13 protein-coding genes, 1 pseudogene, 1 riboswitch and 1 other annotated feature (1 of these 16 only partly in view) are annotated in these 15,459 nt (G+C 55.8%); all 14 genes and pseudogenes read right to left on the reverse strand.

Going from position 1 to position 15,459, the window contains the following annotated elements:
* Positions 1–50 (reverse strand) — a binding site (T-box leader); it reaches 167 nt to the left of the window's first position.
* A gap of 99 nt (positions 51–149) precedes the next feature.
* A pseudogene (locus DKB62_RS04485) lies at positions 150–1,130 on the reverse strand (MFS transporter); the annotation flags it as partial.
* 18 nt (positions 1,131–1,148) lie between these two features.
* Positions 1,149–1,334 carry a hypothetical protein gene (locus DKB62_RS04490; protein WP_157949675.1) on the reverse strand — a complete coding sequence of 62 codons (186 nt, stop codon included), beginning with the start codon at positions 1,332–1,334 and terminating at the stop codon, positions 1,149–1,151.
* Positions 1,335–1,417: 83 nt separating this feature from the next.
* On the reverse strand, positions 1,418–2,503 hold the full coding sequence (locus DKB62_RS04495; RefSeq protein ID WP_107195854.1) for a secretin N-terminal domain-containing protein: 1,086 nt from the start codon (positions 2,501–2,503) through the stop codon (positions 1,418–1,420).
* A gap of 38 nt (positions 2,504–2,541) precedes the next feature.
* Complete coding sequence (locus DKB62_RS04500) at positions 2,542–2,994, reverse strand: hypothetical protein (protein ID WP_107195819.1); 453 nt, start codon at positions 2,992–2,994, stop codon at positions 2,542–2,544.
* A gap of 85 nt (positions 2,995–3,079) precedes the next feature.
* On the reverse strand, positions 3,080–4,075 hold the full coding sequence (gene galE, locus DKB62_RS04505) for a UDP-glucose 4-epimerase GalE (RefSeq protein ID WP_107195820.1): 996 nt from the start codon (positions 4,073–4,075) through the stop codon (positions 3,080–3,082).
* Between the two features lies 1 nt (position 4,076).
* The gene (locus DKB62_RS04510) at positions 4,077–5,516 is read right to left on the reverse strand and encodes a glucose-6-phosphate isomerase (RefSeq protein WP_095629782.1); all 1,440 of its coding nucleotides are present in this window, start codon (positions 5,514–5,516) and stop codon (positions 4,077–4,079) included.
* Between the two features lie 235 nt (positions 5,517–5,751).
* Positions 5,752–7,140 (reverse strand): alanine/glycine:cation symporter family protein, encoded by a 1,389-nt coding sequence (locus tag DKB62_RS04515; RefSeq protein ID WP_087477861.1) that lies wholly within the window; start codon positions 7,138–7,140, stop codon positions 5,752–5,754.
* Between the two features lie 109 nt (positions 7,141–7,249).
* Positions 7,250–7,342: riboswitch (glycine riboswitch) on the reverse strand.
* A gap of 294 nt (positions 7,343–7,636) precedes the next feature.
* Positions 7,637–8,389, reverse strand: coding sequence for a 5'/3'-nucleotidase SurE (gene surE, locus DKB62_RS04520; protein ID WP_087477862.1), 753 nt, complete (start codon positions 8,387–8,389; stop codon positions 7,637–7,639).
* Positions 8,390–9,640: a glycosyltransferase family 2 protein gene (locus DKB62_RS04525; protein ID WP_087477863.1), complete on the reverse strand. Its 1,251-nt coding sequence runs from the start codon at positions 9,638–9,640 to the stop codon at positions 8,390–8,392.
* Between the two features lie 19 nt (positions 9,641–9,659).
* Entirely contained in the window at positions 9,660–10,334 is a 675-nt protein-coding gene (locus DKB62_RS04530) for a CDP-alcohol phosphatidyltransferase family protein (RefSeq protein WP_095629784.1), read from the reverse strand.
* A complete protein-coding gene (locus DKB62_RS04535) occupies positions 10,331–10,969 on the reverse strand; it encodes a phosphatidylserine decarboxylase (protein ID WP_087477865.1) in 639 nt (212 codons plus the stop codon). Before DKB62_RS04535 ends, DKB62_RS04530 begins: the two co-directional genes overlap by 4 nt.
* A 14-nt stretch (positions 10,970–10,983) precedes the next feature.
* Positions 10,984–11,715, reverse strand: a complete 732-nt coding sequence (locus DKB62_RS04540; protein ID WP_107195821.1) for a WecB/TagA/CpsF family glycosyltransferase — start codon at positions 11,713–11,715, stop codon at positions 10,984–10,986.
* Between the two features lie 21 nt (positions 11,716–11,736).
* Positions 11,737–13,194 carry an IMP dehydrogenase gene (gene guaB, locus DKB62_RS04545; protein ID WP_087477866.1) on the reverse strand — a complete coding sequence of 486 codons (1,458 nt, stop codon included), beginning with the start codon at positions 13,192–13,194 and terminating at the stop codon, positions 11,737–11,739.
* A gap of 111 nt (positions 13,195–13,305) precedes the next feature.
* Positions 13,306–15,348 carry an ATP-dependent DNA helicase RecG gene (gene recG, locus DKB62_RS04550; protein WP_107195822.1) on the reverse strand — a complete coding sequence of 681 codons (2,043 nt, stop codon included), beginning with the start codon at positions 15,346–15,348 and terminating at the stop codon, positions 13,306–13,308.
* Between the last annotated feature and the right edge of the window lie 111 nt (positions 15,349–15,459).

Here is a 15,459-nt window from a genome sequence, read left to right on the forward strand (position 1 = left end):
CTCTCTGCGAGGGTATTTGCAGCCCTACTTTTTTCCGTCTATACCTTTATCGGGAACTTATATTGTGTCGTGATTTCATTATACGAAAAATAAGAGAATTGTCAATATGCTTTTCTGTAATTTTTCTTATCTCTCAAACGTTAAAGGTTTTACTTTGCATGAGCGGAAGACCGGGCGGAAAATACGCGCCGCCGGCCATACCAATAAATGGCCGCTGCCGCCGGCAGCGACGTCAGGAGAACGGGATAAAAGAAGGAAATCGGCAGCGCGCCGAACAGCAGGCCGCCGAACAAGGGCCCTAAGGCCATGCCTAAATCGATGCCGATATAATAGGTGCTGTTCGCCAACCCCCGCTTCCCTCCGACGGCCACGACGATAGCCAAGGCTTGGCACACGGAACACATCACGCCGTAGCTGCCGGCCATGAGCACCGCCGCCGCGATCATTTCCCAAAAGCTGTCCATGACAGCCAACAGGAGGATGCTGCCCGCCGTACAGAGGCAAGCCATGAGGAAGAAAAACTGAAAGGATAAGCGGTCGAACAGGTCGCGCATCGCCGTCCGCAGCAACAATAGGGCTACGGCATAAGCCGGAAAAAACATGCCGGCAGAAAAGGGCAGCCCCTTCGCCTGCACGTACTGTACCAGAAAGGACTGGGTAGCGCAATACGGAATGGTAAACACCATGATGAGGAACGATACGGGCAGGACGCCTGTATCGACAAACTGATCGGGCAGAAAGCCCTTGCCGGCCGGCGGCAACGGTTCGTTTTTATACGATACGAACTGGATAAGGACGATGATCGCTGCGGCAAAGGCCGTGGCGACACAGAACGCCGCCCGGTAGCCGAGATGATGATAGCAGTAAATCCCAATGGCCGGCGCCAGGGCCATGGCCAGGGCGTTCATCGTACCGTACACGCCCATGCCGGCGCCCATATGCTCTTTCGGCAGCAGCAGGGAAAACCATGTCGACAGGCTGATAGAGCACAGGGCAAAACCAAAGCCGTTGATAACGCGGGCCGCCATGACGACCTGCGGGCTCCAGGCGAAGACGTATCCGAGGCAGGACGCGATCAGGCACACTGCGCCGATACAGGATAATATGTATTTCCTCACCCTGTCGGAAAAAGCTCCTACAAAGGACCGTCAGCACAGGGAGCAAAGATTCATCAGGCCGCCGATAAGGCCCATCAGGGCCGCGCTCGCCCCCAACGAGCCGGAAAATCCGGTAATGATCGGCGTAACTGCCATGGGGCTGGAAAAATAAAAGAATCCCGCCGCCAACAAAAGAACTTGGTCTCTCCGCTTTCCATCACGCATATGCTCTTTCACTCTTTTCTCCGTCCGCCTGCTGCTGTCCATAGCAAGACAGGCCGTTTTTCTGCCTTTATCATATTCCTCCCCGCCGCCGGCTGTCAAGGAATCTCCTCCCGGACGAAGGAACGCAGCAGGATGACCACTTCCGTCTCCTTGGACGACGTATAATGGCTGCGGAATAATTTCCCCAGCAGCGGAATATCTCCCAATATCGGCACCTTGCGCAGGCTCTCCACGTCTTCCTTGCGGATGAGTCCGCCCAATACCAGCGTCCTTCCGGGCAGCATGCGAACGACCGTCTTGGCCTGACGCGTGGCGATGCGGTAGGCCTTCATTTCATTGACAAATACAGGCGTGCTGACTTCAGCCTCGATAGCCGCCGTCACCGTCCCGTCGTCGTGAATGCGCGGCACATAGCGGAGCTTCACGCCGACGTCCTTGTACTCCGTCGTCGCCGTTTTTTCACCGCCGCTCATGTATTCCGTCACGACGGGAATTTTATCGCCGATAAGGACGCTCGCCTCCCTGCCGTTCAGGGCAGCCATGCGAGGCCTGGCCAGTACGGAGGCCTGGCCCTTTTCTTCCAGCGCCTGTATTTGGGTGGCGAAGGAAAATCCCTCATGTCCGGCGCCGCCGCTCACGCTGGACCAATTCCATTCGACGCCGGCATGGCGCAGGGCGCTCCGATCAATAGAGGCAATCTCTACCTCGACGTCGACCTGCCGCGGCTTCGTATCCAGCGCCGTGACGAGGTCCTGCACGGCGCGATGCTCCCGCGGCGTCGCGCCGACGACGAGCGTATTCGTATCGTCGTAGCAGCGGACGTCTCCGTCGGGCACCATAGCCCGGACGGCCTCCTGCACGTCTGTCGGGACGGCGTAGCGGAGCCTCCACGTCCGCAGGGATTTCGCTCCATCCCGTTTCTTCCCGGCCGTCATGGTCCGCACAGGCCCCTCTTTTTCGTAATACAGGTTTTGACTTGCAGCGATAGCGTCCAGCGCGTCCTCAACGGTAACGTCGTTTATATGCATGGTCATCGTCCCCTGCACCGTATCGTCGACGATGAGGTTTATATTGCCGCTGCGGGCCAGCCCTTCCAGCACGGAGCGGATAGGAGCCTCGCGGACGTGAACGGACAAGGAACTGCCAGCCCAAACCGGCCCGTACCATGCGATAGCCATCATAATGAGGATATATCGGCAAACTTTCATAGTCATCTCCTTTACATGCTTACGGCCGCGCAGATTCCGTCTTTTTCCAGCTGCGCGCCGTCTTGATATACGCTGACGACGGTATATCCATCGAAACTGTCCCCTGCGGCGCAGACCAGCGTTTCCCCGCGATGGCGGAACAAAGCCAGATAGGCTCCGTTATGCTCCATCGTGCCGCAAAGGACGGGAAGCTCCGCAGCCGGAGCCGCCGCGACGGGCCGCGCCTTCTCTGCAGAATCGGCAGCGCTCTTCGGCGCGCTGCCGGCAAATATATCGGGCAGGGGCCTGCGCCGCAGAGACGGCGCAGTACCTTCGACCAGCCTGCCTTCAGGACGCTCCTCTTCTTCATCCCTGTCAGAGGAAGAAAAAACGGGAGGCGAAGAACTGATATCGTTCTTCGTCTCCCGTATGATTTCCTGCCGCCCTGACGGAACGCCATCCCAGCCCCACCAGATACCTGCCAAACAAAGCAGGATGACTCCATACGGGAGCCATGTGTTTCTGTGATGAGCTGCTGCGTTCCTTACCAGATGCCGAAGGGCCGACAGATTACGCTTTATCATCGTATCCGTTCGGATGGCCGCTGTGCCATTTCCAGGCGTCGGCAATAATCGTTTCAATTTGGCTGTACTGGGGCTGCCAGCCCGTCAGTCGGCGGATTTTTTCCGACGACGCGACGAGGGCCGCCGGATCGCCGGCACGGCGCGGGCCTTCTTCGACGGCAAAATCTCGTCCTGTCACGGCCTTCGCCGCCCTTATCATATCGCGCACGCTGAACCCGTGCTGCGAGCCCAGGTTGAAGGCCTGAGACTGCCCGCCTTCCGCCAGGTACTGGAGGACGCGGCAATGGGCGTCGGCTAAATCGACGACGTGAATGTAGTCGCGGATACAGGTGCCGTCTTCTGTAGGATAGTCCGTACCGAAAATAGTGATATGATCCCGTATCCCCTGGGCCGTCTGCAAAATAAGCGGAATGAGGTGCGTTTCCGGCGTATGGTCCTCGCCGATGCTACCGTCGCGGGACGCGCCGGCAGCGTTGAAATACCGCAGCGCCGCATACCGCAAGCCGTAGGCCCGGCTGAACTGCGCCAGCATCTGCTCGATCATGAGCTTCGTCTGGCCGTATACGTTCGTCGGGCAATAGGGCATATCTTCCGTAATCGGCGTCTGCTCCGGCTCGCCGTACACAGCTGCCGTCGAGGAAAATACAACATATTTCACTCCGGCCCGGCGTACGGCTTCCAGCAGGCAGTACGAACCGACGACGTTGTTGTCATAGTAAATCGTCGGTTTTTCCATCGATTCGCCGACCTGGCTGTGGGCGGCGAAATGCATGACCGCGTCGATGCCTTCTTCTGTCAAAAGAGCTCTCACGGCGTCGACGTGATGAATATCTTCGACGACGAGGCGCACGCCGTCGGGCACGGCGCCGCGATGGCCCCGCGATAAATTATCGAGGACGACGACGCGGCAGCCCCGTTCGAGCAAGGCCCGCACGGTATGGCTGCCAATGTACCCGGCGCCGCCTGTAACTAATACGTTCATATTAACCTTCCTGCAGTTTCTTCAAGCGGCCGCCGAGGAATTTCTTGTACACTTCCACGCCGGGCTGATTGAAAGCGTCGACGTTGGCAAATTCGCCTTCGTACGCAATGGACAAGCACAGCATAAACATGACTTCACCCAAATGATAGGGCGTCAGTTCGGGCAAAATGTAGTTGGCGTTGGGACGGCCGTCGCCGATCAGGGCTTCCGCATTCGAGCTGCGGGCCGCTTCCAAAATGCTGCTCAGGGGCAAACCGCTGAAGGCAGCCAGCTTCGGATATTCGTCGTACATGTGGGGAACGACGACGTCGTCCTTCCAGTTGGCGATGGAAACGAACTGGACGACCTTATCCTTCGGGCCTTCCTGGTGTTCCTGCGTCTGGGCGTGCATGTCCGTCGTGCCGACGGCGACGATAGGCGTGCGGCCGTAGTTGACGACGTTGCCCTGCTTGTCGAGGCGTTTGCCCAAAGATTCGGCCAGGAGCTGAATGTACCATTCCGACAGGGATTTCAGGCTGTCCGCATAGGGCATGAGAACTTCCAGGTCGCGGCCGTATTTTGCGCCGGAAATATATTTCAGCACGCTGTTCAGCAAGGCCGGATTCTGCCAAATATCGGGATTCTGGCAGGCCTTGTCCATATCCCTTGCGCCGGCTAAGAACTGGCGGATATCAAAGCCGACCAGAGCGCCGACGAGGAGGCCCACTTCGGAGAACACGCTGAACCGGCCGCCGACTCCATCGGGGACATAGAAAATAGGCCAGCCCGATTTTCTCGCCAATCCGTGCAGGAGCGTTTCTTTTTCGCCTTCATGGGGATCTGTCACGGCGACGGTTTCAAATTTGATGCCTGCGTCTTCCATCGCCTGGCGGACGACCATGTAATTGGACATCGGTTCGATAGTCGAGCCCGATTTGGAAATGACGACGCCCATGACGGTATACCCGGACTTCGCAGCGCTGTCCGCCTTGAGGAATTCGATGAGGCCGCTGACTTTATGGGAATCGACGTTGTTGCCGGCAAAGAAGGCCTTCGGATAGCCTTTGCGGGCTTCCGTGCTCTTGAGGTTCCAAAATTCGCCGCACTGCACGTCGAAGAGGACCTTGCCGCCTAAATAAGAACCGCCGATACCGAAGAATACGACTGCGTCGACGCGGTTGCGCACCTGGCGGGCCAATTCTTCCATTGCCATGATCCGTTCCGGATTGTTGATATTGCCTTCCACGATGTAGGGAAGCTGCGGGAACAGTACGGCTTCCGGTTCGCCGTCTTTAGATAAATGACCTGCCATGATGCCGGTCTTGCGCATTTCCATAACCGCTTCATGGGCTTTCGTATAGGCCGGCTCCATGGCCTTGACGTCTTCTTCCGTCACCTTGCCCGGGCCGTATAAATTTTCTACGTCAAATACAAAACCAGATTTTAAAGTAATCTTTGCCATACGTACTCACTGCCTTTCGAAAATATTGCTTCATAAAAAGTATTATACCATATATATAAGTAATCGTCATCATGACTAAAACGGTACTTACAGAAAACTTACAAAATATATGCATACTATTACGATAAAGCAAAGGCAAACAAACAGCGCCCCACAGGGACCCCTTTCCCCGTGAGGCGCGTAACTTCCTAATGCAGTTGTATCATACCCCTATGATAAAAGCCCTATCTTATATTTAGTGTCCCGCCGTTACCTTCTGGTCTACGAGAGCCGCCTTTTCTGCTTCCTTTTCAGCAGCTAAATGAGCGTAGTACCGTTTCGTTTCGGCTACGACGACGCCGCTGAGGCCGATGAGGGCGATCAGGTTCGGCACAGCCATCAGACCGTTGACGATATCAGCTAAAATCCAGATAACTTCCAATTTGATGAAGGCGCCGCAGGCTACGAGGGCGATGAAGATGATGCGGTACGGCATGATCCCCTTGACGCCGACTAAGTATTCCACGCACCGTTCGCCGTAATAATTCCAGCCCAGGATCGTCGTAAAGGCAAAGAGCGTCAAGCCGATGCAGAGGATGAAGCTGCCCCAAGTCGGATAAGCCTGCAGGAAGGCGGCGTTCGTCAGAGCCGTGCCGTTCAGGTCGCTCGTCCACAAGCCGCTGACAACGAGGACTAAGCCCGTCATCGTGCAGATGATAATCGTATCGATAAAGGTACCCGTCATGGATACGAAGCCCTGTTCAGCAGGCCATTTCGTCTTAGCCGCCGCCGCTACGATAGGCGCGCTGCCGAGGCCCGATTCGTTAGAGAAGACGCCGCGGGCAATCCCGTTGCGCATTGCCATCATGACCGTCGCGCCGAGGAAGCCGCCGGAAGCAGCCGTCGGCGTAAAGGCGCAGACGAGAATCTGTTCGATAGCCGCCGGAATCTGTTCGTAGAACATGATGAGGAAGCCAGCCGCCGAAACGACGTAGATGACGGCCATAGCCGGAACGATTTTCGACGCCGCCCGGGCGATGGACTGGAGGCCGCCGATGGTGACAGCCGCGACGACGATAGTCAGGACAATCGCCGTATATTCTACAGGAACGTCGGCCGTAAGGCGCGTAATTTCTACAATCGAATTGACCTGGGCGAAGGTGCCGATGCCAAAGAAGGCGACGAGAACGCCGAAGAAGGCGAAAATGCAGGCCAGCGGCTTGAATTTAGGTCCCAAGCCCTTTTCGATATAGTACATCGGGCCGCCGGAAATTTCGCCGTTTTTATCGACGGTGCGGTATTTGACGGCCAGCAGGCATTCGGCGTATTTCGTCGCCATGCCGACGAGCGCTGCCATCCACATCCAGAAAACGGCGCCCGGGCCGCCGGCATGGACGGCCGTAGCGACGCCGACGATGTTGCCGGTGCCGACAGTCGCCGCCAAGGCCGTGCACAGCGCCTTAAAGCTGTCGATATCGCCTTCGCCCTGATTCTTTGCCGTAAAGATCAGCTTCAGCGCATGAGGAAGGCGGAAAATCTGCAGCAGGCGCAGGCGGATCGTCAGCATGATGCCCGTGCCGATCAGCAGCACCAATAAAGGCGGTCCCCACACAAAGCTGTCAATTTGGTTCAAAATGTCTACCATAATACCATACTCCTTTACACTGTTATTTTAGGAATAAATACAAAAAACCTGTCGTCAGCATACCTCTGAAGACAGGTCAAAAACAGCATAAAGAAATAATGAAATAATTGCGCTATTCTCTGTCCTTTTGCCTGAGAGATTAGATATCGTCAAGATACCCTGCACCTTCGGCGCCCATACGGGACTCTCCAGAGTCGTGTCCATTCACGGTCCTGCCTCCCGGCACCTGAGAGTTTAACTCCTTCGGTAGGTCTGCGACCTTCTCCCGTAAACTTCATCCACTCACTATGTGACTTGCTTGTCATTATACGGCATACAAATGTATTTTGCAAGTACTAATTTGATAAAATAGGAAAATACACCTGTCTGCCGCCAATGTATCAAATTTAATATTTTAAATATACGCCACACAGTATTTAAAAGTATAATTATGTGTTTCCAAGTTATCAAAAAAATCCAAGAATCTGCAATAGAATTCTTGACTTTTTATGTTTTTTTATAAACAGCTCTTTACGTCGTCAATAGCCGCCATGGCCGTCTGCTGCCACCGCAGCGGCGTCACGGCGATGCGGCCGCTCCGTATGCAGGCCACGTCGCTGTTTTCCGGCGCGCCTTCCATGTCGATATCGCCTACGATATGATAGCACAGGCTGCCGTCCAAATCGCGTTTTTCTGCTACGACGTTGTGATAAATCTGTACGGTCTGCGGCACGACGCAGACGTTATCGAGGCTGATATCGCCAGCCGGCGGTACGTTGACGTTCAATATGCCGGGGAAACGGCCCCTTACGACGACCTTTTCCACTAATTCATGGACGAGACGGGCCGTCTGGGCGCACCGTTCTTCCTCCAGGGGATACATCGATACGGCCAGAGCTGGAACCTGGTAGTACGGCCCTTCCATAGCTGCCGACACCGTCCCGGAATACAAGACGTCGCTGCCCAGATTATAGCCGTTGTTGATGCCCGATATGATGAGCTGCGGCTTGTCCTCAGCCAAGAAGTATTCCATAGCCATTTTTACGCAGTCTACAGGCGTACCGGACACGGCGATTTCGCGAATCCCCGCTTCGTCGGTCTCTTCCCGGCAGTACAAGGCCTTATTGATCGTCATGGAATGGGACGCGGCGCTGCGCTGGCCGTTAGGCGCAACGACAGTCAGCCTGTACCCGCAGGCCGCCAGCTCGCGCTTCAGGATCTGCAGTCCCGGCGCGCGGAGGCCGTCGTCATTGGTCAACAGAATATGCATCTATTTTTTATTCTCCTTTCGCAGCAGCACGGCGCTGTCATAGGATACAGCCCTCGTATGTTCCGTATGGCTCCATTTCATCTTATGGCGGTCCTTAAAGCCGAGAAAATTGACGGGAATCCAGCTGTACATAAACAGGGGATATACGACGAGATAGGCCCATGATTTTAAGGGCACCTTAATCTGCAGCAGCACGATAACCGGAATAAGGTACTGGACGACGCCGATGACCGTCCACATCTGTACCGGCACGATTTGGTACAAGATGTTGGTGTACAAGGGAATGTACGAATTGATATACGCCATCAGGGCGTATATCGTCGACATCATCATGAAAAAGGGCTGGGACAAGGTAATGATGCCGTCGAGCATGCGGATATTCCCCGTCTTGATGCCGCGGACAAACAGCTTGGGAATAAAGCGCTCGCCGCAGTCGCACTGCCCCTGAGCCCACCGCTTGCGCTGCCGGCACGACTGCATGAACCCCAGAGCCTTTTCATCGTAAATGATCGCGTCGTGGGCCCAGCAGGTCCGCACGCCTTCCAGCAGCACTTTCATGGAAAATTCCATATCTTCCGTCAGGCAGTCGCATCCCCAGCCGTACTTCCGCACGATATCCGTCGCGATGCACATGCCCGTGCCGCCGAGGGCCGTAGACAAGCCGATATTATATTTTGCCAGGTGCCACATGTGGTTGATGAGCCAGAAGGCGATGGCAAAGGTCCCGGCCACCCAGGTATCGGTCGGATTTTTAGCGTCCATATACCCTTGTATGACCTGCTCGCCCTTGCACAAGTGGTTGTTCATTTCCCGCAAAAATTCCGGGTGGACGAGGTTGTCGGCATCGAAGACGACGAAGGCGTCGTACTGCTTTTCCTGAGCCAGCATCTGCGCAAACATCCAGTCCAAAGCGTAGCCCTTGCCGACTTCGTCCTTGTTCGTCCGCACCTTGACGATCGCGCCGTGTTCCCGGCAGATCTTTTCCGTATTGTCCGTACAGTTATCGGCCACGACGTATACGTCGTACATGTCCTTCGGATAATTCAGGTCTTTCAGGTTATCGATCAGCTGCCCGACGACGCGTTCCTCATTATGCGCGCAAATTACGGCAGCAAAGGTATTCTTAGGTGCTGCCGTAACGTGCTCTCTTCGCTTCATCAGGCCGAAAACAGCCAAGGTAACATAATACAGCGTATAAAATACAATGATAACTTGTATGGGTATCATAATGATATCCAATATATGTTCCATACGCGATCTCCCTAATATATCAACGCGCAGAAGCGGCGTTCATGGCCGTATTGACTAATCCAAATACGATATACAACAAGAAGGGCATCGTAAAGACGAGGTGCCAGTCGACGAAAACCAGCACGACGGCGCCGAAAATCAGAGAAATCGCCAATGCCGATTTATGGAGGACATCCGGGCTGGCCCCTTTGAAATCAGGATTATGGATCTTGCTTACCAGATGATACCCCAGGGCGACGACAAAAATGCCGATCAGCCACGCCGGCAGATGGACGCCGGAAATGACGTACGTAGCGATGAGGCAGCCGCCGTTAGGAATCGGCATGCCCTGGAAATAGCCGTGAATGACGCCGGTATTCAAGTTGAAGCGGGCCAGACGGATACCGCCCAAGGCCGCGTAAATAATAGCCGGCACGACGCCGATCCAGCCCAATTCCTGCAACGAATAGGTGTAAATCAAAAACGCCGACGCCGCGCCGAAGGAAACTACGTCGGACAAGGAGTCCAATTCTTTGCCGAACTCGCCGGCAACGCCCAGGGCGCGGGCCGAACGGCCGTCGCAGGCATCGCAGGCCATGGCCAGCAGGATGCATATGCCGGCGGCGGTAAACATGCCATGCAGCGTCATAATCATACTTAATACGCCGAACCCGAGGTTTCCCGACGTAAAAAGACATGGAATTATATTTTTCATTTGACAATCCTCCCAATGATAGTTTCTCCGCCGCGCACGCGATCGCCCTTTTGGACCAGAATTTCCACGTCGTCGCCGACGTATACTTCTGCGCAGGAGCCAAACTTGATCATTCCGTACAGCTGACCGTGAGACAAGGTGTCGCCCAGCGTTACCCAGGATACGATTCGCCGGGCCAATATGCCGGCGATAACTGTTACCAATATCCGCGTCCGATTGTTTTCAATCCCTACAGAATACCGTTCGTTTTCATACCCGACGCCGTCCTTATAGGCCGGCCGGAAGCCGCCGCACGTATACTGCTGAAAGTCGATCGTCCCGGCTAAGGGAGCCCGGTTGACGTGAACGTCGAAAACAGATAAGAAGATGACGATTTTTCTGCACTTCTTATCGAGGTATAAATCTTCGTACACTTCTTCGACGCTCATGACCTTGCCGTCGGCAGGCGACAGCAGCGCCGTATCGTCTTCCGGAATCGTACGATGAGGATTCCTGAAAAAATAGGCGAAATACAAGGCGAGCAGCGCCGGAACCGCCGCCGCGTAGGCGTTGACGAAATACCCTGCCAACACGGCCAGCAGCGCCGGAACTGCGATGAATATATAGCCATCTTCAATTATAAGCGGTTTATTCAAGACATCACCTCAAATCACTTTGCCTCTTTGTCCCGTTTTACGGCGGCGACAAACTGAGGCAAAGCCATCATGCGTTTGATTCTGGTCGGCTCCTTCAGCAGCCGGTAAAGCCATTCCAGGCGGTGCTCCTGCATCCACTTCGGAGCCCGGTCGAGACGGCCAGACAGCACGTCCAGGGAACCGCCGACGCCCATGCAGACGCAGGGTCCCAGCTCATACAGGTGGTCGCGTATCCATTTTTCCTGCTTGGGGACGCCCAGGGCGACAAACAGGAGCTGCGTGCCGCCTGAACGGATTTCCTCAATGATCTGCTTTTCTTCCTCGTCGGTAAAAAATCCCGAATGGGTGCCTACGATATGCAGCTTGCCTACCTGTTTTTCCAAATTGGCCGCCGCGTCCCTGGCGACGCCTTCGGCTCCGCCGAAAAAGTACACCGGCGTCTGCCGCAGCGCCGCTTCGCCGACGAGACGGCAGGCCAAATCGATGCCGGCGACCCGCTCCTTAAACTGCTTCCCTATCTGCTCGGCAGCCCACAGCACGCCGGCCCCGTCAGGAACGACTAAGTCCGCGTGCCGCAGGATATCTGCCAGTTCTTCATCTGACTGCGCTCTCATGACCATCTCCGCATTGGCCGTCGCGATAGAAGCCGCCCTGCCTTCTTCAATGCATTTAAAGGCAAAGGCGCAGGCTTCTTCCTTCGTGACGTTTCCAATGGGGACGGACAGGATATGTATCGTGCTAGTCAACGTATATCCTCCACCTTGCCCTTAGTTTACGCTGTAGTTCGGCGCTTCCTTCGTAATATTGACGTCGTGGGGATGGCTTTCGCGGAGACCGGCGCTGGTAATCTGAATGAACTGCGTGTTTTCGATCATTTCCTTGATGTTGTGGCATCCGCAGTAGCCCATGGAGGCTCTCAAGCCGCCGACCATCTGGAAAATCGTATCGGCAACGGCGCCTTTATACGGCACGCGGCCTTCGATGCCTTCGGGAACGAGCTTCTTGGCGTCTTCCTGGAAGTAGCGGTCCTTGCTGCCGTGTTCCATAGCGGCCAGGGAGCCCATGCCGCGGTATTCCTTATAGCTTCTGCCCTGATAGATAACCGTTTCGCCCGGGCTTTCTTCCGTGCCGGCCAGGAGGTTGCCCAGCATGACGACGTTGCCGCCGGCTGCAATCGCTTTGGCCATGTCGCCGGAGTATTTGATGCCGCCGTCGGCGATGATGGGAATGCCGTAGCGCTGTGCGACTTTAGCGCATTCGTATACGGCGGAAATCTGAGGAACGCCGATGCCGGCGATGATGCGGGTCGTGCAGATGGAGCCGGGCCCGATGCCAACTTTAACGGCGTCTACGCCGCATTCGATGAGGGCTTCCGTAGCGGCGCCCGTAGCGACGTTGCCAGCAATGACCGGGAGATGGGGGTAGGCTTTTTTAATTTCCTTCAGCGTCTTCAATACGCCTTCCGAATGGCCGTGAGCCGTATCGATGACGACGACGTCGACCTTCGCGGCTACGAGGGCATCCAGGCGGTCTATCATGTCGTGGGAAACGCCGACAGCTGCGGCGGCCAGCAGGCGGCCGTTGGAATCCTTCGCCGAATTCGGGTATTTCGTAGCTTTTTCAATATCTTTAATCGTGATCAGGCCCTGCAGATTGCCGTCCTTATCGACTAAAGGCAGCTTTTCAATGCGATGCTGGCGCAGGATGGCCTTCGCATCAGCCAAGGACGTGCCGACAGGAGCCGTGACCAGGTTTTCCTTCGTCATGATATCGCCGATGCGGCGGCTCATGTCTTCTTCAAAACGCATGTCGCGGTTGGTGATAATGCCGACTAATTTGCCGTCAACCGTAATAGGCACGCCGGAAATTTTGTACTTGCCCATCAATTCATTGGCGTCGGCCAGCAAATTATCGGGATGCAGGAAAATGGGGTCGATAATAATGCCGTGTTCGGAGCGCTTTACCTTGTCGACTTCGCGCGCCTGAGCGGCAATAGACATATTTTTATGGATAACGCCGATGCCGCCTTCACGGGCGATGGCAATCGCCATGGGGGCTTCCGTAACCGTATCCATGCCAGCGCTCATCATAGGGATATTCAGTTTGATATCTTTCGTCAGATTCGTCGATACGTCTACCTGGTACGGCAGCACGTCGGATTTCGCCGGTACCAGCAAAACATCATCAAAAGTTAAACCTTTCATACCAAATTTATCAGATCTCATCTTTGCACCTCTGTTTTGAAAAATATAAAAACCTAGGGAAATACCCCTAAATAGCTTATCCTTTATTATAGCCGATAAGATGTCATCTGTACATATTTTCATGACATTTTCTTAGTTATTTAGCAAACCTTGAAAACGCGTTCCGAACCGCCGCTCCAGAGCCGCGTAAATCGTCTCTTCGTCGACGGGGCCCTTCAAATAGTCTGCCGCCTTGTCCCTGGCGGCCGTCAGCAGCGAAATATCGCGGACGATATCGGCGGCCTTCAAATCGGGCAGCCCGTGCTGGGCGTACCCGAACAGCCGCCCTGCGCCGCGCAGGAGCAAATCCTTTTCCGCCAGCTCGAAGCCGTCGTGTATTTTTTCCATCCACTGCAGGCGCTGCCGCGTCTCTTCGCTTCCGCCTTTGGACAGCAGGATACAGTACGCCTGCTGGCTGCCGCGGCCGACGCGGCCCCGCAGCTGATGGAGCTGGGCCAGGCCGAACCGCTCCGCCCCGTCGATCAGCATGACCGTCGCGTTGGGCACGTTGACGCCCACTTCGATGACGCTCGTCGCGACGAGCAGGGATATACGGCCGTCCTGAAAGTCCTCCATAACGGCGGCCTTTTCCTTGCCGGTCATGCGGCCGTGGACGAGGCCGCACGGCCTGTTTTTAAAGACCGTCGCGCGCAGCTCTTCATACAAAGCCGTCGCCGCCTGCAAATCTACCGTTTCCGACTCTTCTACGAGGGGGCACACTACGTAGCACTGCTGCCCCTGGGCCATGAGCTTTTCCATAAAAGCGTATACGCGGCGGCGCATCGCCTCGCCGACGGCGTAGGTTTTGACAACCTTGCGGCCTGGAGGCATTTCCCGTATGGACGATACGTCCAAGTCGCCGTATACAGACAAGGCCAGGGTCCGCGGAATCGGCGTCGCCGTCATGAACAGCGCGTGGGGAGCCCGGCCCTTTCCCTGCAAGGCGGCCCGCTGCCGCACGCCGAAGCGGTGCTGCTCGTCCGTCACGACGAGGCCTAAGTCACAGAACGCGACGTCCTTCTGAATCAGCGCGTGCGTGCCGATAAGAATCTGAATGTTTCCACGGCGCAGGTCTTCCAGCAAGGCGTCCCGCTCCTTGGCCGTCGTACGGCCGGTCAGCACGGCGACGCGCACGGGAAGGCCGCGAAACAGCTTGAGAAATTCCTCGTAATGCTGGATTGCCAAAATCTCCGTCGGAGCCATCAAAGCGCCCTGATATCCGTTTTCGACGATTTTCGTCAGGGCCATGGCCGCTACGACGGTTTTCCCCGAGCCCACGTCGCCCTGTACCAGCCGCTGCATAGGCACTTCGCTTTCCATATCGGCCTGTATATCTAAAAAAGCCTGCGTCTGCCCCCTGGTCAAGGAAAAGGGAAGCTGGGATATAAACTGCTTGAGCAGGCTGCCGTTCGGCCCGCATTTAATCCCCATTTGTTTTCCTTCCTGACGGCGGCGCAGCAAAAGGCCCAGCTGCATGTCGAAGAGCTCCTCGAAGGCCAGCTGCTCCCGCGCCTTGCGGCGCACTTCCATAGACGGCGGAAAATGCATGGCCTCATACGCCTGCAGCTCCGGCATGAATCCGCCGCAGACGCTTCTGCCTCCGTCCCATCCCGGCAGCAGGGAGGGACAGCGCTCCGCCTCCGCCAAGGCTTCCCTCACGGCCTTGCGCACGTCGTTCTGCCGCAGGCCGTCCGTCAGGCCGTATACGGGAACGAAGCCCTGTTCCGGCGACAGGCCGCCCTGCTCCGTTTCAGGAGAATTCATCTGCCGCCTTCCGTAGGCCCATTCGATCTTGCCAAAGGCCGCTACGTCCATACCGACGTGAAATACTTTCTTTTTAAAGGGCTGGTTGAACCAGGTCAGCTCGACGGCGCCGCTGTCGTCGGCGATGAGCACCTTCAATATAGTCATGCCCCGCCGCGGTCGCAGCTCCTGTACGCTGCGGACCGTGCCGCAGACCAATACGGGCGTCGGCGACGGCGTCGGCGCGCTGCCAATAGGCCATATGCGGCTGCGGTCCTCGTACTCCCTCGGAAAATACTGCAGCAAATCGCTGATCGTCTGAATTCCCAGCCGGGCAAACAGCGCTTCTTTCCGCGCGCCGATGCCCTTCAGCCGGCGAAGTGTCCCATCCATAAAAAAACTCCTTGTCTTTTTCTCACATTTATTGTATCATATCTTGTAGACTTTTTATAAATAAAACTTGATTTACCTTATGTTTTATGATAGGATTTATATGTTGTACTG

Source organism: Megasphaera stantonii (genome assembly GCF_003367905.1).
In the GTDB taxonomy this organism is placed as follows: Bacteria; Bacillota; Negativicutes; order Veillonellales; family Megasphaeraceae; genus Megasphaera; species Megasphaera stantonii.